At 59.8% G+C, this 25,867-nt stretch carries 26 protein-coding genes and 1 pseudogene; 11 read left to right on the top strand and 16 right to left on the bottom strand.

Features of this window, described 5'->3' with window-relative positions; genetic code table 11:
* Position 1: 1 nt before the first annotated feature.
* Positions 2 to 562 carry a tail fiber assembly protein gene (locus AACY49_RS13270; RefSeq protein ID WP_320391732.1) on the top strand — a complete coding sequence of 187 codons (561 nt, stop codon included), beginning with the start codon at positions 2 to 4 and terminating at the stop codon, positions 560 to 562.
* Between the two features lie 285 nt (positions 563 to 847).
* Positions 848 to 2,128, top strand: a complete 1,281-nt coding sequence (locus tag AACY49_RS13275) for a serine/threonine transporter (protein ID WP_339524275.1) — start codon at positions 848 to 850, stop codon at positions 2,126 to 2,128.
* A 12-nt stretch (positions 2,129 to 2,140) separates the two neighbouring features.
* Here AACY49_RS13275 and AACY49_RS13280 read toward each other — a convergent pair whose 3' ends face one another.
* The gene (locus tag AACY49_RS13280) at positions 2,141 to 2,821 is read right to left on the bottom strand and encodes a glycosyltransferase (protein ID WP_339524277.1); all 681 of its coding nucleotides are present in this window, start codon (positions 2,819 to 2,821) and stop codon (positions 2,141 to 2,143) included.
* A gap of 148 nt (positions 2,822 to 2,969) precedes the next feature.
* Complete coding sequence (gene acnB, locus AACY49_RS13285) at positions 2,970 to 5,579, bottom strand: bifunctional aconitate hydratase 2/2-methylisocitrate dehydratase (RefSeq protein ID WP_320394526.1); 2,610 nt, start codon at positions 5,577 to 5,579, stop codon at positions 2,970 to 2,972.
* A 408-nt stretch (positions 5,580 to 5,987) separates the two neighbouring features.
* On the opposite strand from acnB, the gene AACY49_RS13290 reads away from it, so the two are divergent.
* Positions 5,988 to 6,458, top strand: a complete 471-nt coding sequence (locus AACY49_RS13290; protein WP_048394589.1) for a DUF1289 domain-containing protein — start codon at positions 5,988 to 5,990, stop codon at positions 6,456 to 6,458.
* A 94-nt stretch (positions 6,459 to 6,552) separates the two neighbouring features.
* Here AACY49_RS13290 and AACY49_RS13295 read toward each other — a convergent pair whose 3' ends face one another.
* Positions 6,553 to 7,416: a universal stress protein gene (locus AACY49_RS13295; protein ID WP_258696094.1), complete on the bottom strand. Its 864-nt coding sequence runs from the start codon at positions 7,414 to 7,416 to the stop codon at positions 6,553 to 6,555.
* A gap of 159 nt (positions 7,417 to 7,575) precedes the next feature.
* Between AACY49_RS13295 and AACY49_RS13300 the strand changes: the two genes are divergently transcribed.
* On the top strand, positions 7,576 to 8,184 hold the full coding sequence (locus tag AACY49_RS13300) for a tRNA-(ms[2]io[6]A)-hydroxylase (protein WP_008010271.1): 609 nt from the start codon (positions 7,576 to 7,578) through the stop codon (positions 8,182 to 8,184).
* Positions 8,185 to 8,213: 29 nt separating this feature from the next.
* Here AACY49_RS13300 and AACY49_RS13305 read toward each other — a convergent pair whose 3' ends face one another.
* From AACY49_RS13305 to AACY49_RS13340, 8 genes are all read right to left on the bottom strand, one after another.
* Positions 8,214 to 8,702: a GFA family protein gene (locus AACY49_RS13305; RefSeq protein ID WP_339524285.1), complete on the bottom strand. Its 489-nt coding sequence runs from the start codon at positions 8,700 to 8,702 to the stop codon at positions 8,214 to 8,216.
* 180 nt (positions 8,703 to 8,882) lie between these two features.
* Positions 8,883 to 9,500, bottom strand: a complete 618-nt coding sequence (locus AACY49_RS13310) for a DNA-3-methyladenine glycosylase family protein (protein ID WP_339524287.1) — start codon at positions 9,498 to 9,500, stop codon at positions 8,883 to 8,885.
* Between the two features lie 74 nt (positions 9,501 to 9,574).
* Positions 9,575 to 10,387, bottom strand: a complete 813-nt coding sequence (locus AACY49_RS13315) for an isocitrate lyase/PEP mutase family protein (RefSeq protein ID WP_339524289.1) — start codon at positions 10,385 to 10,387, stop codon at positions 9,575 to 9,577.
* Between the two features lie 46 nt (positions 10,388 to 10,433).
* Complete coding sequence (locus tag AACY49_RS13320; protein ID WP_339524291.1) at positions 10,434 to 11,516, bottom strand: bifunctional transcriptional activator/DNA repair enzyme AdaA; 1,083 nt, start codon at positions 11,514 to 11,516, stop codon at positions 10,434 to 10,436.
* Between the two features lie 107 nt (positions 11,517 to 11,623).
* Entirely contained in the window at positions 11,624 to 12,244 is a 621-nt protein-coding gene (locus tag AACY49_RS13325; RefSeq protein ID WP_339524293.1) for a LysE family translocator, read from the bottom strand.
* Between the two features lie 241 nt (positions 12,245 to 12,485).
* Positions 12,486 to 12,776, bottom strand: a complete 291-nt coding sequence (locus tag AACY49_RS13330; RefSeq protein ID WP_258696088.1) for a hypothetical protein — start codon at positions 12,774 to 12,776, stop codon at positions 12,486 to 12,488.
* Between the two features lie 275 nt (positions 12,777 to 13,051).
* Positions 13,052 to 13,264, bottom strand: coding sequence for a DUF1059 domain-containing protein (locus tag AACY49_RS13335; protein WP_205889300.1), 213 nt, complete (start codon positions 13,262 to 13,264; stop codon positions 13,052 to 13,054).
* A 217-nt stretch (positions 13,265 to 13,481) separates the two neighbouring features.
* The gene (locus AACY49_RS13340) at positions 13,482 to 14,675 is read right to left on the bottom strand and encodes a PAS domain-containing sensor histidine kinase (RefSeq protein WP_258696087.1); all 1,194 of its coding nucleotides are present in this window, start codon (positions 14,673 to 14,675) and stop codon (positions 13,482 to 13,484) included.
* Between the two features lie 213 nt (positions 14,676 to 14,888).
* Between AACY49_RS13340 and AACY49_RS13345 the strand changes: the two genes are divergently transcribed.
* Entirely contained in the window at positions 14,889 to 15,476 is a 588-nt protein-coding gene (locus tag AACY49_RS13345) for a LysE family translocator (protein WP_258696086.1), read from the top strand.
* Positions 15,477 to 15,666: 190 nt separating this feature from the next.
* Here AACY49_RS13345 and AACY49_RS13350 read toward each other — a convergent pair whose 3' ends face one another.
* Together AACY49_RS13350 and AACY49_RS13355 are read right to left on the bottom strand one after the other, a co-directional pair.
* Positions 15,667 to 16,500, bottom strand: a complete 834-nt coding sequence (locus tag AACY49_RS13350) for an AraC family transcriptional regulator (protein ID WP_339524301.1) — start codon at positions 16,498 to 16,500, stop codon at positions 15,667 to 15,669.
* Positions 16,501 to 16,534: 34 nt separating this feature from the next.
* A complete protein-coding gene (locus AACY49_RS13355) occupies positions 16,535 to 17,038 on the bottom strand; it encodes a VOC family protein (protein ID WP_258696084.1) in 504 nt (167 codons plus the stop codon).
* A gap of 294 nt (positions 17,039 to 17,332) precedes the next feature.
* Here AACY49_RS13355 and AACY49_RS13360 point away from each other — a divergent pair, with 294 nt between their 5' ends.
* The 5 genes from AACY49_RS13360 to AACY49_RS13380 all read left to right on the top strand — a co-directional run bounded on the left by AACY49_RS13360 (position 17,333) and on the right by AACY49_RS13380 (position 22,683).
* Entirely contained in the window at positions 17,333 to 18,487 is a 1,155-nt protein-coding gene (locus AACY49_RS13360) for an NnrS family protein (protein WP_339524304.1), read from the top strand.
* A 278-nt stretch (positions 18,488 to 18,765) separates the two neighbouring features.
* Positions 18,766 to 19,221, top strand: coding sequence for a (2Fe-2S)-binding protein (locus AACY49_RS13365; protein WP_007937751.1), 456 nt, complete (start codon positions 18,766 to 18,768; stop codon positions 19,219 to 19,221).
* A 27-nt stretch (positions 19,222 to 19,248) separates the two neighbouring features.
* Positions 19,249 to 21,417 carry a xanthine dehydrogenase family protein molybdopterin-binding subunit gene (locus tag AACY49_RS13370; protein WP_339524306.1) on the top strand — a complete coding sequence of 723 codons (2,169 nt, stop codon included), beginning with the start codon at positions 19,249 to 19,251 and terminating at the stop codon, positions 21,415 to 21,417.
* 1 nt (position 21,418) lies between these two features.
* Entirely contained in the window at positions 21,419 to 21,997 is a 579-nt protein-coding gene (locus AACY49_RS13375) for a hypothetical protein (RefSeq protein WP_339524308.1), read from the top strand.
* A 74-nt stretch (positions 21,998 to 22,071) separates the two neighbouring features.
* Positions 22,072 to 22,683, top strand: coding sequence for a GGDEF domain-containing protein (locus AACY49_RS13380; RefSeq protein WP_339524310.1), 612 nt, complete (start codon positions 22,072 to 22,074; stop codon positions 22,681 to 22,683).
* Here the strand turns inward: AACY49_RS13380 and AACY49_RS13385 are convergent.
* Both AACY49_RS13385 and AACY49_RS13390 read right to left on the bottom strand, forming a co-directional pair.
* A pseudogene (locus tag AACY49_RS13385) lies at positions 22,662 to 23,488 on the bottom strand (amidase family protein). The gene AACY49_RS13380 and the pseudogene AACY49_RS13385 overlap by 22 nt on opposite strands.
* Complete coding sequence (locus AACY49_RS13390; protein ID WP_258696079.1) at positions 23,485 to 23,910, bottom strand: VOC family protein; 426 nt, start codon at positions 23,908 to 23,910, stop codon at positions 23,485 to 23,487. Before AACY49_RS13390 ends, AACY49_RS13385 begins: the two are co-directional and overlap by 4 nt.
* Positions 23,911 to 24,023: 113 nt before the next feature.
* Here AACY49_RS13390 and AACY49_RS13395 point away from each other — a divergent pair, with 113 nt between their 5' ends.
* A complete protein-coding gene (locus tag AACY49_RS13395) occupies positions 24,024 to 24,890 on the top strand; it encodes a LysR family transcriptional regulator (RefSeq protein WP_339524314.1) in 867 nt (288 codons plus the stop codon).
* 180 nt (positions 24,891 to 25,070) lie between these two features.
* On the opposite strand, the gene fabI is transcribed toward AACY49_RS13395, so the two are convergent.
* A complete protein-coding gene (gene fabI / locus AACY49_RS13400) occupies positions 25,071 to 25,865 on the bottom strand; it encodes an enoyl-ACP reductase FabI (RefSeq protein WP_253424056.1) in 795 nt (264 codons plus the stop codon).
* Positions 25,866 to 25,867 lie beyond the last annotated feature (2 nt).

The following is a 25,867-nucleotide window of genomic DNA, read 5'->3' on the forward strand; positions in this document are numbered from 1 at the left end:
TATGTTTACTTATCTGATCGATCAAGCAGGCGCATTGAATGGGCCTATAGAGCTTCCTCCTATTCCTGGCTTGGGTGCTCAGCGACCAAGCAATGCTGTGGAACTGTCCGAAATACTACCAGTGCCCATAACGGGGCATGCATGGGCTTTGGTGGAAGACAAGCCGCAAGAAGTAGAAGATCGACGGGGAATGGTTTACCGAACCGACTCAGGTAGATCGGAGGAGTGGACCAGACTGGGGGAGCTTCCTGACGGCTACACTGATGCCCCTTGCCCAGGGCTCCACTACGTCTGGTTTGATGGTGCCTGGCAACTCGACTCTGCGGCTCAGCTCGCAGCCGCAGCGTCAGAAGTGCGTATTGAGCGGGATTTCTTACTACGTGATGCAGGGGTAAAGATTGCCCCGCTTCAATACGCACATGACTTGGGTGATGCCACAGCAGAGGAAGAAGCTGTCCTGTTGAGTTTGAAGCTCTACAGCGTCGCTTTGAGTCGTATAGAGAAGCAACCGGGCTATCCGCTGCAAGTGGATTGGCCGATTCCGCCAGCCTCGGCGGAGTGATCTGATGGCGATGCCAATTATCATGCGAAAAGTGATGTATTGAGGCTTTGCAGGGTGTGCCAATCATCCCGTCAAGCGATGCCAAATCCGGCGCGCGCTTACACTACATAGAGCGCGCCGCGCCGACCCCATCTGATCCGCACAACCGTTGCTCAGCTAAGCCTTTGCTTCTGCTGATTAATCCCGGACAATCGCGCCCCTGTTTCGGTCAGGGCGCTGCCTGTCGGATTTTTCCGACTCGTCCTGACCGGGTGACAAGTGACCGGAAAACGGAGATCCAGCAGGATGAATGATCAGGCCAATAGCGTCGGCGAACGCTATGTAACGGCGACACCAGCGAGCCTTGCAAGCTGGAATCGCCATGACACCACATGGATGTTGGGCTTGTTTGGTACGGCCATCGGGGCCGGTACCCTGTTTTTGCCGATCAACGCGGGGCTGGGCGGCTTCTGGCCGTTGCTGATCCTGGCGGTATTGGCGTTCCCCATGACCTTTTACGCACACCGTGGCCTGACCCGCTTTGTGTTGTCCGGCCGTGAAGGCGCGGACATCACCGAAGTGGTGGAAGAACACTTCGGCATCAAGGCCGGTGCGCTGATCACGTTGCTGTACTTCTTCGCGATCTTCCCGATCCTGCTGATCTACAGCGTGGCGCTGACCAACACTGTGGGCAGTTTCCTCGAGCATCAACTGCACATCATGCCGCCACCGCGCGCCGTGCTGTCGTTCGTGCTGATTCTCGGCCTGCTGGCGGTGGTGCGCTGCGGTGAACAAGTGATCGTCAAGGCCATGAGCCTGATGGTGTATCCGTTCATCGTCGCGTTGCTGTTCCTGGCGGTGTTCCTGATTCCTCACTGGAATGGCGGCATCCTCAGCACCGCGTCCACGCTGCCTGAGTCGTCGGCGCTGCTGCACACCTTGTGGCTGGCGATTCCGGTGATGGTGTTCTCGTTCAACCACTCGCCGATCATTTCGGCGTTCGCGGTGGACCAGAAGCGTCGCTACGGCGTGCATGCCCAGGAGCGCAGCTCGCAGATCCTGTCCCGTGCCCACGTGTTGATGGTGGTGATGGTGCTGTTCTTCGTCTTCAGCTGCGTGCTGACTCTTTCGCCGGCGCAACTGGCGGAGGCCAAGGCGCAGAACCTGTCGATCCTGTCGTACCTGGCCAACCATTTCAGCAACCCGACCATCGCCTTCGCGGCGCCGTTGATTGCCTTCGTGGCCATTTCCAAGTCGTTCCTGGGCCACTACATCGGCGCCAGCGAAGGCTTGAAGGGCCTGATCGTCAAGAGCGGCAAACGCCCGGCGCCGAAGACCCTGGACCGTCTGACCGCCGCGTTCATGCTGGTGGTCTGCTGGATCGTCGCGACCCTGAACCCGAGCATTCTCGGCATGATCGAAACCCTCGGTGGCCCGATCATCGCGGCGATCCTGTTCCTGATGCCGATGTATGCGATCCGCAAGGTGCCGGCCATGGCTCGTTACCGTGGCCAAGCCTCCAACGTCTTCGTGACGCTGGTGGGCCTGGTGGCCATTTCGGCGTTGATCTACTCGCTCACCGCCTGAAACAGCGGGCGATCAATCGGGGCTGCCCCGGTTGATCGTCCCCTTCGAATGCCTGTTCAGGCGACTTTTGCTTCGCTGATGACAGTGCTCGATGGCCGCAACGGCCTTTTCGCAGGCCTTGCACAGCGTTGCCGGCGCGTCGACCAGCCTCGGTGCGAACCACTCGGGACAGAGGCTGATCACGCCCTCCGGCGAATGCATCCATTGACTGATCACGTGCTGGACCGTCCCGTCCAGGCCCTTTCTGGCTCGTAGGGCGTTGAGCCGTGGGGCGCAGAGCTGGTCCAGCGCCAGCCGGTGGATCTCGCGCAAGAACGGTGAAATCTGTACCGAAAGGTAGGCAATGCCGAATTTTTCCTGGGCAACACGTGCGCCCAGCGCCCAAAACGAGCCCACCACCACGATGTCCTCGTGGCGCCGCGCTGCGATGTAGTCAAAGGTCGGCTCGAGCAGGCTGGAGAACGTATTCCACTGCACCGCCAAAGCGCTTTTCGAGCGTTGGAGGCGGGGCGTGTCGCCGGTGGTTTCCCGGGATAACGGCTCGAATTCCAGCCCGTACTGTTCGATCGTGGCCTTGAATGCCGGCAGGCTGCACAGGGTCGCGCGATGGCCGCGCAGGTGCAGCGCATTGGCCAGGCCGATGAAGGGGAAAATGTCTTCGGCCGAACCGATGGCAATCAGGATGACCCGCATGACTCCTCCTTGAGTTGAGGCCTGTGAGGCCTCGTGGCACGCCGTCCTGGTGCCGTTATCAGGCAAAGCGTAGCTGGGCGTTTGCCGTCAGGCATAAAAAAACGCCGCTCATCTCACGATGGGCGGCGTTTTTTATGGCTTTGCAGCGTTAGGCTTGAACGACCGGGATGTTGGCGTTCGCGGCAGCTTCACGGAACTCGGCGATCTGGTCGAAGGACAGGTAGCGGTAAACATCGGCCGCCATGCTGTCGATCTTGCCAGCGTACTCCATGTATTCCTCGACGGTCGGCAGGCGACCCAGGATCGAAGCAACAGACGCCAACTCGGCCGAAGCCAGGTAAACGTTCGCGCCATCGCCCAGACGGTTCGGGAAGTTACGGGTCGACGTCGACACCACGGTGGAGTTCGGCTCTACGCGTGCCTGGTTACCCATGCACAGCGAGCAGCCTGGCATTTCCATACGTGCGCCGGCTTTGCCGTAGATGCCGTAGTAGCCTTCTTCGGTCAGCTGGTGAGCGTCCATTTTGGTCGGCGGCGACAGCCACAGACGGGTTGGAAGCTGACCCTTGACCTGATCCAGCAGCTTACCGGCAGCGCGGAAGTGACCAATGTTGGTCATGCACGAACCGATGAACACTTCGTCGATCTTCTCGCCAGCAACGCTGGACAGCAGACGGGCGTCGTCCGGGTCGTTCGGTGCGCAGAGCACAGGCTCTTTGATGTCGGCCAGGTCGATTTCGATGACTTCAGCGTATTCGGCGTCAGCATCGGCAACCATCAACTCAGGGTTGGCGATCCAGGCTTCCATCGCTTGAGCACGACGTTCCAGGGTACGGGCATCGCCGTAGCCTTCGCCGATCATCCAGCGCAGCAGGGTGATGTTGGAGCTCAGGTACTCGGTGATCGACTCTTTCGACAGCTTGATGGTGCAACCGGCAGCCGAACGTTCGGCCGAAGCGTCGGACAGCTCGAAAGCTTGCTCGATGCTCAGGTTGTCCAGGCCTTCGATTTCCAGAATGCGGCCGGAGAAGGCGTTCTTCTTGCCTTTCTTCTCCACGGTCAACAGGCCAGCCTGAATCGCGAAGTAAGGAATGGCGTGAACCAGGTCGCGCAGGGTGACGCCCGGTTGCATTTTGCCTTTGAAGCGCACCAGGATCGATTCCGGCATGTCCAGCGGCATAACGCCGGTGGCGGCGGCGAACGCAACCAGACCGGAACCGGCCGGGAACGAAATGCCCATCGGGAAACGGGTGTGGGAGTCACCACCGGTACCGACGGTGTCCGGCAGCAGCATGCGGTTCAGCCAGCTGTGGATGATGCCGTCGCCCGGACGCAGGGAAACGCCGCCGCGGGTCATGATGAAGTCAGGCAGGGTGTGGTGGGTGGTCACGTCGATCGGCTTTGGATAAGCCGCGGTGTGGCAGAAGGACTGCATCACCAGATCGGTCGAGAAGCCCAGGCACGCCAGGTCTTTCAGTTCGTCACGGGTCATGGGACCGGTGGTGTCCTGAGAGCCGACGGTGGTCATCTTCGGTTCGCAGTAGGTGCCAGGACGAACGCCTTTGCCTTCAGGCAGACCGCAGGCCTTGCCGACCATTTTCTGTGCCAGGGTGTAGCCCTTGCCGGTGTCGACAGGTGCTTCAGGCAGTTTGAACAGATCGGTAGGGCCCAGGCCCAGCTCGGCACGGGCCTTGTCGGTCAGGCCGCGACCGATGATCAGCGGGATACGACCGCCAGCACGAACTTCGTCCAACAGCACCGGGGTCTTCATTTCGAAGGTGGTCAGGACTTCGTCGGTGCCGTGTTTGCAGACTTTGCCAGCATGCGGGTACAGGTCGATCACGTCGCCCATGTTCATGTTGGTGACGTCGAATTCGATTGGCAGTGCGCCAGCATCTTCCATGGTGTTGTAGAAGATCGGAGCGATCTTGCTGCCGAAGCAGAAACCGCCGGCACGCTTGTTCGGCACGTGAGGAACGTCGTCGCCGAAGAACCACAGTACGGAGTTGGTGGCCGATTTACGCGAAGAGCCGGTACCCACGACGTCGCCGACGTAGGCGATCGGGAAGCCTTGACCGCGCATTTCTTCGATTTGCTTCATCGGACCGGTGACGCCTTGTACGTCCGGCACGATGCCGTCGCGCGCCATTTTCAGCATGGCCAGGGCGTGCAGCGGGATGTCCGGGCGGGACCAGGCATCAGGGGCAGGGGACAGGTCGTCGGTGTTGGTTTCGCCAGTCACCTTGAACACGCGCAGGCTGATCTTGTCGGCCAGCACAGGACGGTTCTTGAACCACTCGCCGTCGGCCCAGGATTGCAGAACGCCTTTGGCGTGAACGTTGCCGTTCTTGGCTTTTTCAGCCACGTCGTGGAAGGCATCGAACATCAGCAGGGTGTGCTTGAGTTGAGCGGCAGCGACAGGGGCCAGTTCGGCGCTGTCGAGCAGGTCAACCAGGGTCACGATGTTGTAGCCGCCCTGCATGGTGCCGAGCAGTTCAACAGCGCGTTTCTTGTCGATCAGAGGGGATTTTGCTTCGCCTTTGGCGAGGGCAGACAGGAAGCCGGCCTTTACATAGGCTGCTTCGTCCACGCCTGGCGGAATGCGATTGGTGATCAGGTCAACGAGGAAGGCTTCTTCGCCCGCCGGGGGATTCTTCAGCAGCTCGACCAGGCCTGCAGTTTGTTCGGCGTTAAGCGGCTGGGGAACGATACCCAGTGCTGCACGCTCTTCGATATGTTTGCGGTAGGCTTCAAGCACAGTTATTACCCTCATCAGTGGTCCCAAATGGGTGTCCGGGACGCTCATCCCGAAATTGCCGTACTCATGCGCTGCGTGGCGTTTTGGGCCACTTAGCCAGAATTACCGGCAATTCCTTACAGAAGCTGCTTTCAAAGTTTTACGCCTGCAGAACGGGGAGCTGATGAGGGTTGGCGTTGGGCTTTTCCCCGCTGGAAAAACCCTTCGCCAACACCGCTCTGAAGGAACGACTGTGCTCGTGACGCTTTGAAAACAGCTTCTAACGGACATTGGCGCCTTAAAAGGCTGGCTGATTCTACGGCAAAAAAAATTTAAAGGTAAGTTCGCCCCAAAACTTTGAGGGGTGATGAATGTTAGACAAAGGGCTAACATGCTGGCCTGTTCTGCTTTCCCGTGTTTTGCCTACCTATGCCCAATCAGACCATCAAGACCCCCTGCGTCGGCCTCTGCTCAACTGTTTACGGTGATCTGGTGTGCCGTGGCTGCAAGCGTTTTCACCACGAAGTGATTCACTGGAACGGTTACAACGAGGAAGAAAAGCGCGCGGTGTGGCTGCGTCTTGAGCAACTGTTGTCGCAGGTGATGGCCAGCAAGGTGGAAATTTTCGATCCCGCGTTGCTGCGCCTGCAGCTGGAGCAGCGCAAGATTCGTTTTGTGCCGCATCAGTCGGAATATTGCTGGGCTTATCAACTGATTGCCCGGGGCGCGCGGGTCATCAACAATCTGGAAGCCTACGGGATGGTGCTGCTGCCGGAGTTCCGCGACTGGAACCTGCCGGAACTGCGCGATGCCATTGATCGGGAATTTTTCCTGCTGTCTGAAGCGCATTACCAGCGCTACATTGCGCCGGGGTTTCTCAAGGATGCTTTCGGCGGCTGATTTTTAAAGTCAAAAGATCGCAGCCTTCGGCAGCTCCTATAGGGGAATGCGATCCATGTAGGCGCTGCCGAAGGCTGCGATCTTTTGATCTTGCTTAATGCTGGGTCACGATCTCTTCCAGATGATCCATGACCGTATCCGGCTTGAGCACCAGCACATCGCTTTCCAGCGCATCGAGCACCACTTCCGCCGTATTACCGATCAACGCCCCCGACAGCCCGGTCCGGGCCACGGTGCCGATCACCGTCACGGAGGCCCCCAGCTTATGGGCCATGTACGGAATCAACACATCCGCCGGACCTTCCGCGATATGCAGGTGGTCGTCATCAATGTCGAACTCGGCCTGAAAGGCTTTGCATTGCTCGCGATAGCGGGCCTCAATGGTTTCGCTGAGCTGAAACGTCGGGTCGGCCGACGACAGCATCGGCGATGGGTGAGCGCTGATCACGTGCAAATGGGCCTTGGCCAGGCTGGAAATGTCGTAGCCATGGTCGATGATGCTGGCGTGCAAGGTGCGGTGTTCGCCGTCGAGGTTGCCGACATCGATGGCCGTCAGGATCACGCCGCCGGTCCAGGGTCTGGCGTTTTTCACCAGCAGCACCGGAGTCGGGCAGTAGCGCAGCAGTTTCCAGTCCGCCGGGGTCAGCAGGGCCTTTTTCAGCGGGCTGTCGGGGAAATGTTGCTTGACCACCAGCCCGCAACCTTCGGCCTGCTGCACATCGATAATGGTGTCGTGCAGGCTTTCGTTCCAGGCTTGTTCGGTGGTGACGTTGTAACCGTCTTCCAGCAGGGCGGCCTTGAGCACGCTGAGCATCGCGCTATGGTCGTGCTTTTTATCGCAGACCAGCAGGTGCAGATGAGCCTGGGTCACGCCAGCGATCAATTTGGCCCGTTTGAGCGCCAGGCTTTCCGAGTGTTCGGGTTCAATGACCACCAGGATGCTGCGAATGGCTTGCATGATCGGGATCTCCAGGAAGGTAAAATCACTGCGTTGGACAACTATAGTTGCTGGTCGGGCATTCGCGACTTGATGCACATCAACGGTCGCGGCTGGTGGTCTGTCGGCAGGCCGGTATAATCGGCGCCCTTCGTTTTGAACCTTTTATCCGTGAGCCCCATGATCCTTCCCGAAATTCACGAGTTCCTCGGCTGCCGCACGCCCGATGGCTGGGTCCAGGCTGCGCTGGCGGATCAGGAAACCCTGCTGATCGACCACAAAAACTGCGAATTCAAGGCGGCCAGCACGGCGTTGAGCCTGATTGCCAAGTACCACTCCCACGTCGACCTGATCAACCTGATGTCGCGTCTGGCCCGGGAAGAGTTGGTGCACCATGAACAGGTCATGCGCCTGATGAAAAAGCGCAAGATCGAGCTGCGTCAGTTGTCCGCCGGGCGTTACGCCTCGGGCCTGCGCAAAGTGGTGCGCAGCCACGAACCGGTGAAACTGGTGGACACGCTGGTGGTCGGCGCCTTCATCGAGGCCCGTAGCTGCGAGCGTTTCGAGGCGCTGGTGCCGCATCTGGATGAAGAGCTGGGCAAGTTCTATTTCGGTCTGCTGAAAAGCGAAGCGCGGCATTTCCAGGGTTACCTGAAACTGGCCTATCAGTACGGTGACGCCAAGGACATCGCCCAGGTGATCGACAAGGTTCGTGACGCCGAGCAGGCGTTGATCGAGTCGCCGGATGTGGAGTTTCGCTTTCACAGCGGTGTGCCGGTAGCGGCGTGAGATTGGGTGTACGCCACCTGCAAAACGGCCTAACGACTCAACCCCAGGCGCTCATGCCATTGGGCGATGGACTCTTCCGGATAGACGTCGAATTGCTGGTCGCCCGGATGCGCCTCGACTTCCACCCACGGCGCCTTGGAGCCGAGCATCAGATGGGTGTGCTCCGGCGGCACCGGCAAGGGAGTGTCGATGGCCGAGGCAAACGGGTGAATCAGCTCCGGCCATTCAGGGCTGAACAGCCATAACCCCGAACCGCAAAGGGAGCAGAAATGCCGCTCGGCGGTGCTGTGGCGGGCGCGTTTATCGCCTTCGTCCTTGAGCCGCGCATGGTAAATCGCGATGTGCTTGCGACCGCGCACTTTGAGGCTCAGGGCATCTCCCCCCAGGTTGATCGCATAACCGCCACCGCCCTGGGTCTTGCGACAGATCGAGCAGTAGCAACGCTGATAAGGGTAGGGGTGGGCGCTGGTCAGGCTGAACGACACCGCGCCGCAATGGCAGGAGCCTTCGAGCTGCATGGGGACCTCCGATGGGGCTTGGGATGGTAAGCGTTTCTGGACAGTTGAATGTATGGTGGCTGGTCTGGCGCCTTCGCGAGCAGGCTCGCTCCCACATTTGATCTTCAGTGTTCACACATAATGTGTGCACAGAAAATTCCCTGTGGGAGCGAGCCTGCTCGCGAAAAACGATAACGCGGTCTACCGGCTGGGCACCCGCCACAAGTACCACGCCGCCACGGTCCGATAAGGGCGCCACGCCAGCCCGATTTCAATCATCTGCTTACGCGTCGGCTGTACCTCCAGCCCTTTCAACCGCCGATAACCCTCACGCACCCCAAAGTCGTCGGCGGGTAAAATGTCCGGCCGCTCCAGGCTGTAAATCAGCAGCATTTCCACCGTCCAGCGACCTACCCCGCGCAAGGTCATCAAGCGCTCGATCAACGCTTCATCGTCCATGGCCAGCGCCGTGGCGTAATCCGGCACCACCCCGTCCAGAGCCGCCTGAGCGATGCCTTGAATGGTCGCGATCTTGCTGGCGGAAAAGCCGCAACCACGCATCTGTTCGAAGTCGGTCGCCAGAATTTGCTCGGGTCTTGGGAAGGTACTCTGGGGAAACAACGCCAGCAGCCGGCCGACAATCGCATCACCGGCCTTTGCATGCAGTTGCTGATAGGCAATCGCCCGCACCAGCGACTCATAAGGATCCCGAGCCGCATGGGGCTGATGCAGGCAGGGGCCGATGGTGCTGATGTGGCGTTGCCAGTCGGCATCGAGGGCCGAGAGGAATTCGCTGGCCAGTTGATAGGTGTCGGGCATGGAGCATCCTGAGGGGCGGGTGACTGCGGGAAGATTAGTCGCCCCCCCGCGGCGTCGCACTCCATTGCTTGCGGTCAAACTTTCCCGGTCGGGGCCAGCAGGGCGTTCACTTGACCATAGGTGAACGCCTTGAGGTGGCTGCTGTCGAGCGTGCCGGTTTGCAGAAAGCTTTTGGCCAGGCCTGCCATGGCGCCGTAGAGGAATTCGGCGATGCTTGAGCCTGCGCTCAAACGGCGCACGCCGAGAGCTTGCAGTTCTTCAGGCGAAGGCAGGCCCGGGAAGCCAAGCACGTTCACCGGCAGCGTGGTGCCCTGGCACAGAGCGTCGATCTCGTACGCCGCCGTGACGCCAGCGGCGAACAACCCGTCGGCACCGGCCGCCTGATACAACGCGGCCCGCTTGAGCGTCTCTGCCACGCGATCTTCGGCCGGCACCAGGCCCTTGAGGTACACGTCAGTGCGGGCGTTGATGAACAGCTTCACGTCCCGGCGATTGGCGACCTGGCGCGCGATTTCGATTTTGCGGGCCAGCAGCTCGGGCGGGGCAGCACCGTCCTCGATATTGATCCCCACGGCACCGGCGGTGATGACGGCGTCGATCACCTCCGCCACTCGCCCCAGGTCATCGGAGTAACCCGCCTCGATGTCCACGCTCAACGGCACGCTGATGACCCGGGCGATGGACTCGACAGTGGAAACCAGCCGTTCCAGCGGCAAGGTGTTGCCATCCGGATAACCGTGAGCCCAGGCCACCGCCGCACTGCTGGTGGCGACGGCTTTGCTGCCCAGTTGTTCCACCAGTCGCGCTCCGGTGGCGTCGGCGACGTTGGTCAGAATCAGCAGGCCGCTCTGGTGCAGTTGATGGAATTGAGTGTCGAGTGTGTCCATCGAATGTCCTTCCTTATGACTCGTTATTGAATAAACGGTGGAGTGATCAGAATGCGAGTTGTTGGGTGATTTGCACCGCGGCGCTTTCCAGTCTGAGCAGAAAGGCCTTGCGCGGTTGTCCACCACCATAGCCGGTCAACGAGCCGTCTGCGCCGATCACCCGATGACAGGGCAGCACAATCGCCAGACGGTTTTGTCCGTTGGCCATGCCCACGACGCGACTGGCGCCGGGTTTGCCCAGATGTGCTGCGATGGCACCATAAGTGCTGGTTTGGCCGTAGGGGATTTTCATCAGTTCGGCCCATACCTGTTTGGCGAAAGCGCTGCCGGGCAGGTGCAGTGGCACGTTGAATTCGCTCCGTTTGCCGGCGAAATATTGCGCGAGTTCTTCTTCGATCTGCTGCAAATGCCCGTTGTGACCGGGTGCCACAGCGTAGCCGTAACGGTTCTGCAGTTCTTCGATTTCCCTGGTCAATGCCGGTCGATCGAGAAACTCCAGCAGCACCAGCCCACGCTGCTCGGCCATGGCGATCATCGGCCCCAGCGGTGTGGTCAGCCGGGTGAACAGCAGTGGCTCGCTGTGGGCGGCGCGGCCGGGCGTGATGTGGAACGACTTTTGAAACGCATCGCGAAAGCCGCTCAGGGATTCGTAGCCGGAGCCGAACGCCGCATTGTCGATGGATTCGCCCTGTTTGATGCCACCGAGGGCGATGCCAAGGCGTCGGCTGCGCAGCCAGGCGTGAAAGGTCATGCCGAAATGCTGCTTGAACCAGCGACGCAGTTTCAGCGGCTCGATGCCTTCGGCGAGCAACTGGGCATCGGTCCAGCGCAGGTCGGGATCCGCGTCGACGGATGTGAGCAGTCGCTGCACCCAGTCCGGCGCGATGGCCGCGGCGTCCAGCGGCTTGCACCGCAGGCAGGCCCGATAACCCGCCGACATCGCCTCATCGGCATGGGCGAAGAACTCGACGTTTTCCGGCTTCGGTTTGCGCGCCGTGCAACTGGGGCGGCAGAAGATGCCGGTGGTTTTGACCGCGGTAAAGAACACCCCCTCGTAGGCGGTGTCGCGTTCGAGCATGGCGCGAACCATCTCGGCGTGGGGCGGGAGCACAGCGTTTTGTAGGTTCATGGGTTGAGCATAAGCCGCGTCGCTTGGCGCCTCCACCGGAAAATCGACAGAGAATTCGTACTGGAAATCGATAGAGAACCCTACATCGATTGTGCAGGTCCGAAAGATCAGGCCCGTCGTGCCATCAATAACACTGATGCCGCCGCCGACAACAACCCCGCGCAGCAGCGATTGAAAATCCGCTTGCCCCGTGGTTCGGCGAACCAGCGGCGCATGTGCAGGCCCATGCAGGAATAGGCGCTGATGGCGATCCATTCCAGCAGCAGGAATAACGCACCGAGCACGGCGAATTGCGCGGCAATCGGTCGAGTCGGGTCGACGAACTGCGGCAGGAATGCGGTGAACAGCAAAATAGCCTTGGGATTACCCGCCGCCACCAGAAACTCCTGCCGCGCCAGGGCCAGGACTCCCAAAGACTTGCCGGTGATGTGCTGCTCGGCCTCGGGATTGGCGCGCCACAGTTGCCAAGCCAGGTACAACAAGTAAGCGGCGCCGACGATCTTGATCGCATAGAACAGCCATTCCGAGGTTTGCAGCACTACCGACAACCCGGCGGCGGCCAGGCCGATCATTCCGGCAAACGCCAGCAAGCGACCGACACCGGCCACACCGGCGCGACGATAACCGTAACGGGTGGCGTTGCTGACCGACAGCAGATTGTTCGGGCCGGGGGCCATGTTCAGAGCGAAGCAGGCCGGGAGAAACAGGGTGAGGGTGGCGAGGTCCATGAACGGGGCTCCAGTAACCAGAGCCCTATTTTTATCATGAGTGACGAGTGGCTTGGCCCATACAGCAGTGGATGCAAATCGCCGTACACTTGTGCCAGGTTGGTTAATGCCAATGCCAGTCAGTCAGCCCGCTCCCACAGGTTCCTGACTGGCACAACCAAGGGCAGCCCCTACAGGGAATTTCCTTCGTCATTGAGGTTGTGTCAGGCATAAAAACGGTGAGATCAATCGCAAGGGCGCACTATTTGATCTGCACAATAACCGGGCCTTCCGTCACGATCGGCGGGTTCGCGTGGATATTCGAGGCGTTTTTCTGAATCCAGTCGCGCGCGACTTTCAAGCTCGCATCGCTGCCGGCCTTGTCCGTGCAAACAGTCACCGACGTACCGCCATCCCCCGTATTCAGCAGTGTGTAGCTTACGAGGCCAGGCACTGTGCGCAGGGTCGCTTCGACGTCGGCGTTGCGCTCTTCCAAAAGCTCGAAAAGCTGCTTTGCTCCAGCACCCAGGTAGGTTCTTATAACCGCATACATGGTCGTCTCCTTTGGGGGTTACCGTCTTGATGCCAATCCAGATCCGCTGATGGCCGCTATCCCTCAGGTTTCAGTTCGTCCCGATGTATTCAGCTTAGCCAAAGGCCGGCGACACGGGAAATGCAACGACCACCGGCCTCTTTTGGCCCAGAGTGGGGGACGCACGGGACACACCACGATTGTTCGGCATTTGCCTTAAGTCGTGGTCTGTCCCTTTTTATGTTCACCCATACCGCTGAAGATCAACATCAAAGGATCGCAGCCTTCGGCAGCGCCTACGCGGGACGTGGTGCTTCAACAGGGGGTGTACCGTCGTGAAACATCGTTTTCAGTTGAGCACGCAGTTGCGGTGAGTCGGTGTGCTTGTGAACACTGACCGCATGCTGTGCAGCGGCCTCGAGCAGTTCGTTTTCAGAGTCTGCGGACAGGGCGACCGAGCATTTGGAATCGCTTGGAAACTCGCGGCAGTCGATGTATTTACGCGCCATGATCTTCTCCTCCCTACGACGAAGGCAGGCCGTGGCCTGCGTGAACGATCACTCGACGCGCCACCCCATACATCGAGTCGCATCGAATGTGCCGACTCTTAAAGTATAGGCCCGCCACAAGGCGCATCGCGACAGTCTTGCAACGACCGTAGGCGCTGCCGAAAGCTGCGATCTGTTGATCTTCGGCGGTTTAAAAGATCGCAGCCTTCGGCAGCGCCTATAGGGGATCTTCGTTGGTTTTTACGGTGCGAGGAAAGGTGGCAGTGAATGTCGTTCCGCTCGTTAGAGAAGACGTTACAGCCACGTCGCCATCGTGCGCCCTTGCGATCTCACGAACAATGAACAGGCCCAGCCCGACGCTTCTAAGTTCAGCATTGTCATGACTGCCACGGATCATCGGTTCGAACAGGTCCTTGAGCAACTCCGGCGGTATGGGGGTGCCAATGTTGTGCACTGTAATAATGACTGCTCGATCTTCGATGCACGAAGAGACGGTGACTCCGCTATCGGCAGCACCGTAGGCGACTGCATTGGCGACCAGGTTGCCGATGAGCTGATAGAGCCGATCACTGTCGGCGGTAAAGTCACCTTGCCCATCACGCAGGTGGGTCAACTCATGCCCGGGGAACGCCAGGCTCAATTCGTCCAGGCAGTCGGCCACCAGTTCGTGTAGATCGACGGGTTTGGGCAGGACCGCGATACCTCGCCCGACCTGCGTCAAGGTGAAATCCAACAGGTCAGCCACCAGACGCTGTGCGCGCTCTGCCGAGTGGGTGATGTGGCCAAGTATTTGTGCCTGTTTAGTGTCCATCTCCCTGCGGCCCAGCAGTTCCGTGGCCATTTTTATCGCCGACAAGGGGTTGCGCAGGTCGTGACTGACAATCCCGATAAGCTGCTCGGCGAACAGGGCCCTGTCTTCCGCCGCGGCGTAAGTGATGCGCAGCTTGTCTTGGGTAATATCCATTACCCGTTGATCCTTGAGGTGTTTTGCCAAATGTCTTTCGGCGAGCATTCGGGCATTGAGCAGCTCGCGCTCGTACCTTTGCCGATCTACGGCTTTGAACAGCGTCATTTCATGAAATATGCCAGCAGAACTCTCACAACGGATGGCGCTGAGCATCATCGCAATTGAATGTCCGTTGTAGTGAACGAGATCGAATTTGACATCAGCGATCACGCCCTGGATTTGCATAAGGGGCGCCCAGTACGTCCGATGAAACGTCCTCCCTTCAGGGCTCATCAGGTCTTGGATGTGACGACCGAGCAGCTCCTGCCTGCGGTAGCCAATCCAGCGGCAGAAGGTGAGGTTGACCTGTGCGATCTGGCCATTTTCTGCGGTAAGCAGCAAGCCACATTCAGCTTCGTCGAAGAGAATTTCAGAACCGGGCAGCGAATCGTCATCTGCGGGCATTTGTATTCACTGACCAATGGGGCCGATATCTGGAAAATTATAGACACCACTCGCACAGGAGCCCTCAAGATTTACAACTTTCGCAGCGATTATCAGGCCGCGAGGTTTGGGGTACCCACTGCGAATGACAGGAGAGGGGTGTTTTCTTCAATACGGCGTTCAGGCGTCTCATTACCTTGAGGCCTGGTTCAACAGAATTGAAGAAGGTATGCAATGAGTCTGATTCTTTCCATGGCGGCGTTTGCCCTGGCGGCTTCGATTACACCGGGGCCGGTGAATATTGTGGCGTTGAGTTCCGGGGCGCAGTTCGGCTTTCGCGCCAGTCAACGGCATGTGGCCGGGGCGACGCTGGGGTTCGTGCTGTTGTTGGTGTTGATGGGGTTGGGGTTACATGAGGTGCTGAAGTTGTGGCCGTTCATGACCCGAGTGGTGCAACTGGCCGGGGTGGCGTTTCTGCTATTCATGGCCTTCAAATTGGCCACGGACAACGGTCATCTCGATGCCAAAGAGTCGGGGCGGGCACCGTCGATGCTGTATGGCGCGGTGATGCAATGGCTCAACCCGAAAGCCTGGCTGGCCTGCGTGGCGGGAATGGGCGCGTTTGTCGCCGATGGCGAAGCGCGGCTGGTATGGCAGTTTGCGGCGGTGTATCTGGTGATCTGCTATCTGTCGGTGGGTTGCTGGGCGTATGCCGGGACGTTTTTACGTGGCTACCTGAGCAATCCGGCGGGGATGCGGTTGTTCAACCGGGGCATGGCGTTGTTGCTGGCGGTAAGTGCGGTGTATTTGCTGTTGCCGTAAGTTTGCGATGTTGGTTCCCGGCACAACTCTTATTGCCAATGCTTTCCCTGTGGGAGCGGGCTTGCCCGCGATGGCGTCTGGTCAGCCAACAATGATGTCGAATGGACTACCGCTATCGCGGGCAAGCCCGCTCCCACAGGGATTTTTGTGGCAGTTCCACCCATCAAGGCTTGTGGCGAGGGAGGATGAGTTAGCCGCGATACTGCCCCGGTGTCGCCGCCAGATGCTGTTTGAATGCGCGCTGAAAATGCGCCTGGTCGGCAAACCCTGCTTCCAGCGCCACATCGGCGATCAACCTGCCGCTGCGCAGTCGGTCCCGGGCGAACTGGATGCGTCGGTTGATCAGGAACGCATGAGGCGTCATACCGTAATGCTGCTTGAAGGCGCGGATCAGGTAGGACGGCGACAGTTGCGCCGCCTCGCAAATGTCCTCGAGCTTGAGCAGGTGCGTGCAGTTGTCGCGGATATAGTCGGCGGCCCGTTCCAGCTTGAAATTGGGTTCGCGCAGCGGTTGATCGATGGGGTTGAGCCGCTGTTGCACCTCGGTGAAAAACTCTACCGCCGCACTGTGTTTACGCAGCACGTCGTGCTGTGGATCGACCAACACCTCGTACAAGTGCTTCAGGCCGGCGAACAGCTCGACGTCGCGATTGTGGGTGACGGAAAACCGGCGAAACGCCGAGTCCTGGCTGAAGCCGAGCTGATGCTGCAAATCGGTCAGCCAGGGTGTTTCGACATACAACATCAGGTACGACCAGGGCTGGTCGTCGATCGGATTGCAGGCATGTACATCGCCGGGGTTCATCAACACCACGGTGCCGGCGCTGACCTGAAACTCCGATTGTTCGTGGAGGTAGGTGCTGCGCCCGGCGGTGATCGCACCAATGGAAAAGTGTTCGTGGGAATGCCGGGCGTAGCAGACCTCGCGACCGTCGGCGATGGAACGGGCTTCGATGAAGGGCAGAGCGTCTTCACGCCAGAAGCGCGGGGCTTTGTCTGCAACTTTGGCGACGGTGTGCTTCATCTCGGTGTCCTCGACAGGCCAGCAACCGAGTGTATTAGCTCTGGCCGGCAAAGGCTCGTTCCAGTTCGGCGATGTCGAGCTTTTTCATCTGCAACATCGCTTGCATGGCACGCTGGGATTTTGCCGTGTCGGCGTCTTGCATCATGTGCATCAGCGCCACCGGCACAATTTGCCACGACACGCCGAATTTGTCCTTCAGCCAGCCGCATTGCTGCGCCTGCACAGGGCCTCCGGCAGACAGGTTGCCCCAGAAGTGGTCGACTTCCTCCTGGTTATGGCAATTGACCTGGAACGACACCGCTTCGTTGAAGGTGAACACCGGCCCGCCATTGAGTCCGGTGAAGGTCTGGCCATCGAGCTCGAAACTGACGGTCATCACCGAACCTTCCGCGCGGCCATGGATTTCCTGGCCGGCCTTGCCGTAATGGGTGATGGCGGTGATTTTCGAGTGATCGAAGATCGAGCAATAAAACTTCGCCGCCGCTTCGGCCTGATCGTCGAACCACAGGCAGGGGGTGAGTTTTGGAAAGCGTTGCATGGCGGTTGTCCTCGGCAGGTTGAGCACGCTGGATTATCAGCGTAGTCAGTCCGTCGTCGACGGGTGGCGCCGTAGATCGACAACTGGCCCGACTGCTGTGTTTATCGATGTAGTCGTTATGACTCTATTGAGTCGTTATGACTGCTTTCGGGTGCAGTCGTATTGACTTCACTTGTCGCAGCATATTGATTTAATTGAACAAATAAGTTGGCACGAGACGTGATGTTTCACCGTATAACTGATCTCTTCTGGAGTACGGAACAATGTTCGATTTCTTCAGCGTGGTGGCCTGAGATGCGCAAACTCGTCGCCGCTCCGGTTTTCAGTCTCGGATTTCGACCGTTCTTTTTGGCTGGAGCCGGTTTTTCTACGGTGGCGCTGGCCATCTGGGCGCTCTGGCTGTACGGCCGATTGCCTGGCGCGCAACCGATTGGCGGGATGCTGGCCTGGCACCGATATGAAATGCCTTTCGGATTTGCCTGCGCAATCATCGCCGGATTCCTGCTGACAGCGGTGCCGAACTGGACAGGGCGTCCGGGGCTGCGCGGTGGGCCCTTGATCGGTCTGCTGCTGGTGTGGCTGTTGGCGCGGCTGGCCTGGTTGATGCCGATGCCTCCTACCTTCTTGCTGGTCTTGCAGATTCCTTTCCTGCCGCTGCTGGCGTGGGTGCTTGGACGGGATTTGGTCGCGGCCGGCAAACGTGACAATTATCCGATTCTATTGGTGATTGTCCTGATGGCGGGTTGCCAGGCGATGACGTTGTGGGGGATCGCAACCGATGACATCGGGTTGCAACGGCGTGGTGTGCTGGCGGCATTGTGGCTGGTGGCGGCGTTGATGAGTGTGATCGGCGGGCGAGTGATTCCGTTCTTCATCCAGCGTGGCTTGAACCGTTCCACTGCGCCACCGACTCATCCATTGCCCACCAGAATATTGCTGCTGAGCGGATTGCTGGCGGCGGTGTCTTCCGCCGTCGGTTTGAATGATGTCCCCCGTCTTTGGCTGGCGGCGTTGTATCTGCTGTTGGGAGGTTTGCACCTGGCCCGTCTGTGGCGCTGGCATGATCGGGGAATTTGGCGAGTACCGCTGCTCTGGTCGTTGTATCTGGCCTATGCCTGGCTGGCGATCGCAGCACCGGCCATGGCGCTGTGGCACGTCGGCGTGATGCCGCAACAGAGCCTGGCCACGCATTCCCTGGCGGTTGGCGGGATCGGCGGGTTGATTCTGGCAATGATTGCTCGTGTCAGCCTCGGTCATACCGGGCGATTGTTGCAGCCCCCGAAAACGGTGGTTCTGGGGTTTGCCTTGCTGGTGATTGCCGGCGTGTGCCGAGTGTTTGTCGTGCCGTTTTCCGGGGTTGGGCTGGGGCTGTCGGCGCTGCTTTGGTGTGTTGCTTTCGGCCTGTTCCTGACGCGCTACACCGGGATCCTGCTCAAACCGAGGGTCTAGTGTCTTGTCTTGTACCGGCGATGGCCTTCGTGCGACCGGTGGTCGATGAACATGGCTTGTGGGTCAAATTGCGCTTAGCTGTAGGGATAACCCAAGGCGCGCGTAATCCCGCTGACCTTGTAGGAGCGAAGCTGCTCGCGAGGGCGTCATTTCTGTCACCCCGCGTTATCGTTCTTCGCGGGCAAGTCGGATCGCCGCACCGCTCGCTCCTACAGAAAAATAATGGCGTCGCGGCAGAGGCGCGCCTTCAGAACACCGTGAGTCTGAGGAAACCCGCCATGCTGACCCTTAACATCAATGGCAAGGACCAGGAGCTGGATGTCCCGGCGGACATGCCGTTGCTCTGGGTGCTGCGCGATGTTGCGCACCTGACGGGCACCAAGTTCGGTTGCGGCATGGCCCAGTGTGGCGCCTGCACCGTACACGTCGACGGCGCGCCGCTGCGCTCCTGCATCACCCCCGCCACGGCAGTGGCCCACGGGCAGAAAATTCTCACCATCGAAGGCCTGTCCAGCGACGGCTCGCACCCGGTGCAACAAGCCTGGGCCGAGCTCGATGTGGTCCAGTGCGGTTATTGCCAGTCCGGGCAGATCATGTCGGCGGCAGCGTTGCTGGCAAAGATCCCCAAGCCTACGGACAGCGACATCGACCAGGCGCTGTCCGGCAATATTTGCCGCTGCGGCACCTACCCAAGAATTCGCGCCGCGGTCAAACGCGCCGCCGAGATCGGTTGAGGCCACGTGTTGAAAGGAGTCTGAGCAATGAACAGCATCAACCCTGTCTCGCGTCGTGGCTTTCTCAAGGGCAGTGCCGTGTTGGGTGGCGGTCTGGTGGTGGCGTTTGTCATCCCTGGCGGCCATCGCTTTGCTCTGGGCGCCGAGAATCAAGGCAATGTCTTCGCGCCCAATGCCTTTTTACGCATCGGCAACGACAACAGCATCACCGTGCTGCTCGGCCATTCGGAAATGGGCCAGGGCATCTGGACCAGCCTGACCATGTTGATTGCCGAAGAGCTGGACGCCGACTGGTCGAAAATCCGTGTCGAACATGCACCGGCCTCGGCCGCCGACTATGGCCTGCCGGCGTTTGGCGGGATGCAAATCACCGGCGGTTCGACCTCGACCTGGATGGAGTTCGATCGCTATCGCCAGGCCGGAGCGGCGGCGCGCTTGATGTTGATCGAGGCGGCGGCCAAGCGATTCAACGTCGCACCTTCGCAGATCCGCACCGAGTCGGGGGTGGTCATCGCCGGCGACAAGCGCGCCACTTACGGTGAATTGGCGGATGACGCCGGCAAGCTGCCGGCGCCGGACCCGGCCTCGATCAAGTTCAAGGAAGCCAAGGACTGGAAGGTCATCGGCAAACCCACCAAGCGCCTCGACACCCCGGAGAAAATCACCGGGCGCGCCAAGTTCGGCATGGACGTGCAATTCGACGGGCTCATGACGGCGATGGTCGCTCGCCCACCGGTGTTCGGTGGCAGCGTCAAATCCTTCGAAGGCGCTGAAGCGCTGGCGGTGCCGGGCGTGCACAAAGTAGTGCAGGTGCCCACGGGGGTCGCGGTGATTGCCGATCATTATTGGGCGGCGAAGCTGGGGCGCGATGCGCTGAAGGTCGAATGGGACCTGGGGCCGAACGCCGGACTGGACAGCCAACAGCTGCTGGAAAGCTTCCGTAAACTCGCCGCCACCCCCGGCACCTCGGCCAGCCAGGCCGGTGATGCGGCGGCGATGCTGGGTAAAGCGGCGAAGACGATTGAGGCCGAATACAGCGTGCCGTACCTGGCCCACGCGCCGATGGAACCGCTCAATTGCACGGTGAAAATCTCCAAGGATAAATGCGAAATCTGGACTGGCACACAGTTTCAGACCCTTGATCAAATGATCGCGGGGAAGATCACCGGGCTCAAACCCGAACAGGTCGAAATCCACACCCAATTCCTCGGCGGCGGTTTCGGCCGTCGGGCCAACCCGACCTCGGATTTTGTCAGAGAAGCCGTGTATGTCGCCAAGGCGGCGGGCGAGCCGGTGAAAACCGTCTGGTCCCGAGAGGATGATATTCGCGGCGGTTACTATCGCTCGGCGTTCCTGCATCAGGCGCGCATCGGGCTGGGTGCCGACGGCATGCCGATGGCCTGGAAGCATGTGCTGGTCGGGCAGTCGATCCTGACCGGCACGTCGTTCGCGGCGACCATGGTCAAGGATGGCGTCGACAAAACCTCCGTCGAAGGCGTGGCCGACAGTCCTTATCTTGAAGGTCTGGCCAATCACCAGGTCGATCTGCATTCACCGCAAACAGGCGTCAGCGTGTTGTGGCTGCGTTCGGTGGGGCACACCCACACCGCATTCGTCATGGAATCGTTGATCGATGAACTGGCAGACGCGGCCGGCAAGGATCCAGTGGAATACCGACGAGCCTTGCTCAAGGCGCACCCGCGGCATCTGGGCGTGCTGAATCTGGCGGTGGAGAAAGCCAACTGGAAAGCACCGTTGCCGGACGGCCATGCATTGGGCGTGGCGGTGCATGAGTCCTTTGGCAGTTACGTTGCCCAGGTGGCCGAGGTGTCGCAGGACAACCTGGCGATTCGGGTGCACCGGGTAGTGTGCGCGGTGGACTGCGGCATTGCGGTCAACCCGCAGGGCATCGCCGCGCAGATGGAGTCAGGCATCACCTTCGGTCTCGGATTTACCTTGCACAGCAAGCTGACGTTCAAGGACGGTCAGGTGGTGCAGTCCAATTATCATGACTATCAGGTACTGCGCTTGAACGAGATGCCCGTGGTCGAGGTGCATATCGTCCCCAGCAGCGATAAACCCGGCGGCATCGGCGAGGTCGGTGTGCCGGCCGTGGCGCCGGCCGTGGCGAATGCGGTGTTTGCCCTGACCGGGCAGCGTCTGCGGGAACTGCCGCTGCAACTGTCGGGGGTGTGAGATGAGACGACATCTGGTCCTGGGCGCAGTGGTGCTGATCGGGCTGAGTGGCTATGCCTCGGACCTGTTCGCTGACGATAAGGAGGCGGTGAAGGCGTTCGAGACGGTGCAGAAGGTGTTCCAGAGCCCGCGTTGTCAGAACTGTCATATTCCCGGTGATTCGCCGTTGCAATTCGATGCCGGCAATCCTCATGCGATGCGTGTGGTTCGCGGGATGGACGGTAAGGGGGCCGCCGGTTTGCCGTGCGCTACGTGCCATGCCGAAAGCAATCCGCCGGCCAGCTATGGCCCTCATGCTCCGCCCGGGGCGCCGCATTGGAGCCTGCCGCCGGCCGCGCACAAAATGGCCTGGATCGGTCTGCCAGCCAACAAGTTGTGCGCGATGATCAAGGATCGCTCCAGTAATGGCGATCGTGATTTCGCGGCGTTGATCAAGCATGTCAGTGACGACAAGCTGGTGCTCTGGGGCTGGAATCCGGGTGAGGGGCGGGCGCCGGTGCCGGTGCCTCACGACATCTTTGTCACCCAGTTCAAACGCTGGGCGGACGCTGGAGGGCCGTGTCCGGTGGCGGGTAGCTGACCAGCGGCGCGTTTATAGGGAGTCAAACCAGGTGTGAACGACTCTAACGTTCATATCCATCAAGGGAGTGAGTAATGCTAGCCCCAGACAAACCGGTCAAACCCGGCGTTGGCGCAGACATGCACACGCCGAACGCGCTCGATAGCGCAGTGCAGGATCGCGAGGTACTGCGCGACTTGTCGCGCAAGGCCGAGCAAGAGCTGATGGGCGTGCAGATGGCGAGCATGGATGAGTTGACGCTGCTTTCCAATCGTCATGGCTTCGAGGCCCTGGCCCGGTTGGGGCTGGAGGCCTGTCAGCAGATGGGCAAGCCCGCGACTCTGCTGTTTTTCGACCTCGATCACTTCAAGCGCATTAACCGGCTGTACGGCCGCACCGAGGGCGACAATGCCCTGAAAACCTTCGCCGATGTGCTGCGTATCGCCTTTCGTGAAAGCGATGTGATCGGCCGGTTGGGCAGTGATGAGTTTGCCGCTTTGTTGACCGGCGCCAGCGCGGTGGAGATCGTCGCGATCAGGACGCGGCTCGAAGAAATGCTCGATGAGCGCAATGCCACGGTGCATCGTGGCTATGACATTCGCTTCAGTGTCGCGCAAATCGAATTCGATCCCGACCATCACAAAACAGTCGATGGCCTGATGCTGGCGCTTGATGAGGTTCGTCATCAAGGCCAGGTTGAGTTTTGAGGGCTGCCCCGCAAGTCCGCTGCAATTCGGGATGCCGTTCGCAATAACGAGCCGTCGTGCCTGAACCGCCCGATCATCTGCAGTCCGGTCGGCAGTTGCGCTTCGGCGCGAGGCAGCGGGATATTCACCTGCGGCCAGCCGAACGCTCCCCAGAACTTGATGAAATCCGACGGTCCGGTGCTTTCCAGGCCCACCGGCGCGACCATCCCGCATGAGGCGCCGAGCATCGCGTCGAAGGGTTGGCAAAGCTCATTCAGTTGCGGTGCAAGGGCTGCCAAACGGCTCTTGGCGGCGGATTCCTGTTCCCATGTTGTCGCCGCCGCTCGATTGAACATTGCCAGTGTCGAGGGGCTCAATTGTGTCCGGTGTTGTTGGAACTCCTTCGCCAGCGAGCGGGCACCTTCGCAATCGTTGATCAACTGATGATCGTCGAACACACCGGCAAACTCATCCGGTAGCCGCACTTCGCTGACATCAGTGCTCCGGCTTGGCGCAGCAGCGTCACTACGTGGGCATCCCGGGACGGTTGATGGCCGGTATAGATGGGCGAATAGAATTGCGTCGGATAGGCAGCGGTGTCGAAGATGTCCTTGATGCCCACGGGTACGCCGGCCAACAGGCCACGGCCATTGTTTTGCGCCGCATCGGCGCGAACCTGCCGGGCATCGAACGAAACGAAGGCCTGGATATCCGGCTCGTGCGCCTGAATGCGTTCAAGAAAGGCGTCGGCGATGGCGGCAGCGGTTGTATCGCCATTGACCACCGCTTCGCTGAGGGCAGTAGCGTCAAGGGACGGGCGGATCATTTGGCAAACAACTGGTCGATGTTCTTGAACGCCTTGAACTCCAAGGCATTGCCGCAGGGGTCGAAGAGAAACATCGTGGCTTGTTCGCCCACCAATCCCTGAAAGCGGATACCCGGCTCGATCACGAAGTGCGTACCCAGGGCTTTCAAGCGTTCGGCCAGCGCCTGCCATTCCTCCATCCCCAATACCACACCGAAATGCGGCACCGGTACGTCGTGGCCATCCACGGCGTTGGTATGGGCAGCTTCCTGAGAAGCGTTTTTCGGGGCCAGATGAATCACCAGTTGATGGCCGAAAAAGTTGAAATCGACCCAGTGATCGCTGGAGCGACCTTCTTCCAGACCGAACACTTCACCATAGAAGCGCCGGGCAGCGGCCAGATCGTAAACCGGGATGGCTAAGTGAAAAGGGGACAGTTGCATCGGACGTGCCTCGACGGGTTGAGAGTTAAGACCGAGTTTAGTCCTGTGCTTTTTGATTGAAAGACGATAGTTTTTGCAGCGAGCTCAAATTATTTCGATCAGTTGGGGGCCGTATGCTGCGGGAACTGAAAACTTTCATTGCCGTGACGCGCCATGGCACGTTCGCTGCGGCAGGCATGCACATCGGCCTGACTCAGTCGGCGGTCAGTGCGCAGATCCGCAACCTGGAGCAGGCGTTGGGCATACGTCTGTTCGATCGCACTGGACGTCAGGCCCTCCTCAATGCGGCGGGGCAGCGAGCGTTGCCGATGGCTCAGGAAATTCTCGAAACCTTCAACCGCATGGCCGTCAGTGATGACATCAGCGAGTTTCGTGGCGAATTGAAGATCGGCGCGGTGGCCACCGTCCAGACCGGGTTGTTGCCACGGGCGCTGTTGCGCCTTCGGCAACAGGCGCCATTGCTGGAGGCGAAACTGGTGCCGGGGGTATCCCTGAGCCTGTTGAGCCAGGTGGACACTGGGGAAGTGGACCTGGCGATTCTGATCAAGCCGCCGTTTGAATTACCCAAGGAACTATCGGTGCAAGTGATTCGCCGGGAGCCGTTTGTGCTGATCGTGCCGGTAGATCTTGAGGAGGACGACCCGCTGCAGTTACTCGTCAACCACCCCCACGTACGCTACGACCGCAATTCATTCGGCGGGCGACTGGTGACGCGTTTTTTGCGCGAGCAGCAGATTGATGTGCGGGTAGCTCTGGAGCTGGATGAGCTGGAAGCTATCGTGAAAATGGTTGAGTGCGGATTGGGCGTTTCATTGTTGCCCAAGGCTGGGCTGTGGCTTGAACATGGCGCCAGGGTGAGGGTGATAGAGTTGGGCGAACTGACATTCTATCGGGAGATCGTGCTGTTGCAGCGTTATAGCCAGCGGATGCAGCCGATCCAGCAGCTGTTTGCCCGGTGTCTGACACAAATCGACGACTGAACACCATCCCCTGTGGGAGCGAGCCTGCTCGCGATGACAATGTCAGATGCACGGCATGTATCGACTGACGAACCGCTATCGCGAGCAGGCTCGCTCCCACAGGGGGGTTGCATCGATTTTGAAATGGCAGGCATAAAAAAACCCGCCTGAAGAGGCGGGTTTTTAGCGGCTAACCGAAGATCACTCTTCGATGTTGCCCATGGCGGTGGTGTTGAAGCCGCCGTCTACGTACATGATTTCACCGCTGATGCCGGACGCCAGGTCCGAGCACAGGAAGGCGCCGGCGTTGCCGACTTCTTCGATGGTGACGTTACGACGCAACGGAGTTTGCGCTTCGTTGACGGCCAGCATTTTGCGGAAGTTCTTGATGCCGGAAGCGGCGAGGGTGCGGATCGGGCCGGCCGATACGCAGTTGACGCGAGTGCCGTCCGGGCCCAGGGAGCCGGCCAGGTAACGTACGCCAGCTTCCAGAGAAGCCTTGGCCATGCCCATTACGTTGTAGTTAGGCATGGTGCGCTCGGCGCCCAGGTACGACAGGGTCAGCAGGCTGCCATTGCGGCCTTTCATCATTTCGCGACCCGCCTTGGCCAGGGCCACGAAGCTGTAGGCGCTGATGTCGTGAGCGATGCGGAAACCTTCACGGGTGGTGGCTTCGGTGAAGTCGCCGTCCAGTTGGTCGCCCGGGGCGAAGCCGACGGAGTGCACGATGCAGTCCAGGCCGTCCCACTTCTTGCTCAACTCTTCGAAGACCTTGGCGATTTCTGCATCGCTGGCCACGTCGCACGGGAAGCACAGTTCAGGGCTCGAGCCCCAGCCTTGTGCGAACTCTTCGACACGACCCTTGAGTTTGTCGTTCTGATAAGTGAAGGCAAGCTCAGCGCCCTCGCGATGCATGGCGGCAGCGATGCCGGATGCGATGGACAGCTTGCTGGCGACACCGACGATCAGTACGCGCTTACCGGCGAGAAAACCCATGT

Origin of the sequence: Pseudomonas sp. EL_65y_Pfl2_R96 (genome assembly GCF_963970905.1) — a bacterium.
Lineage (GTDB): Bacteria > Pseudomonadota > Gammaproteobacteria > Pseudomonadales > Pseudomonadaceae > Aquipseudomonas.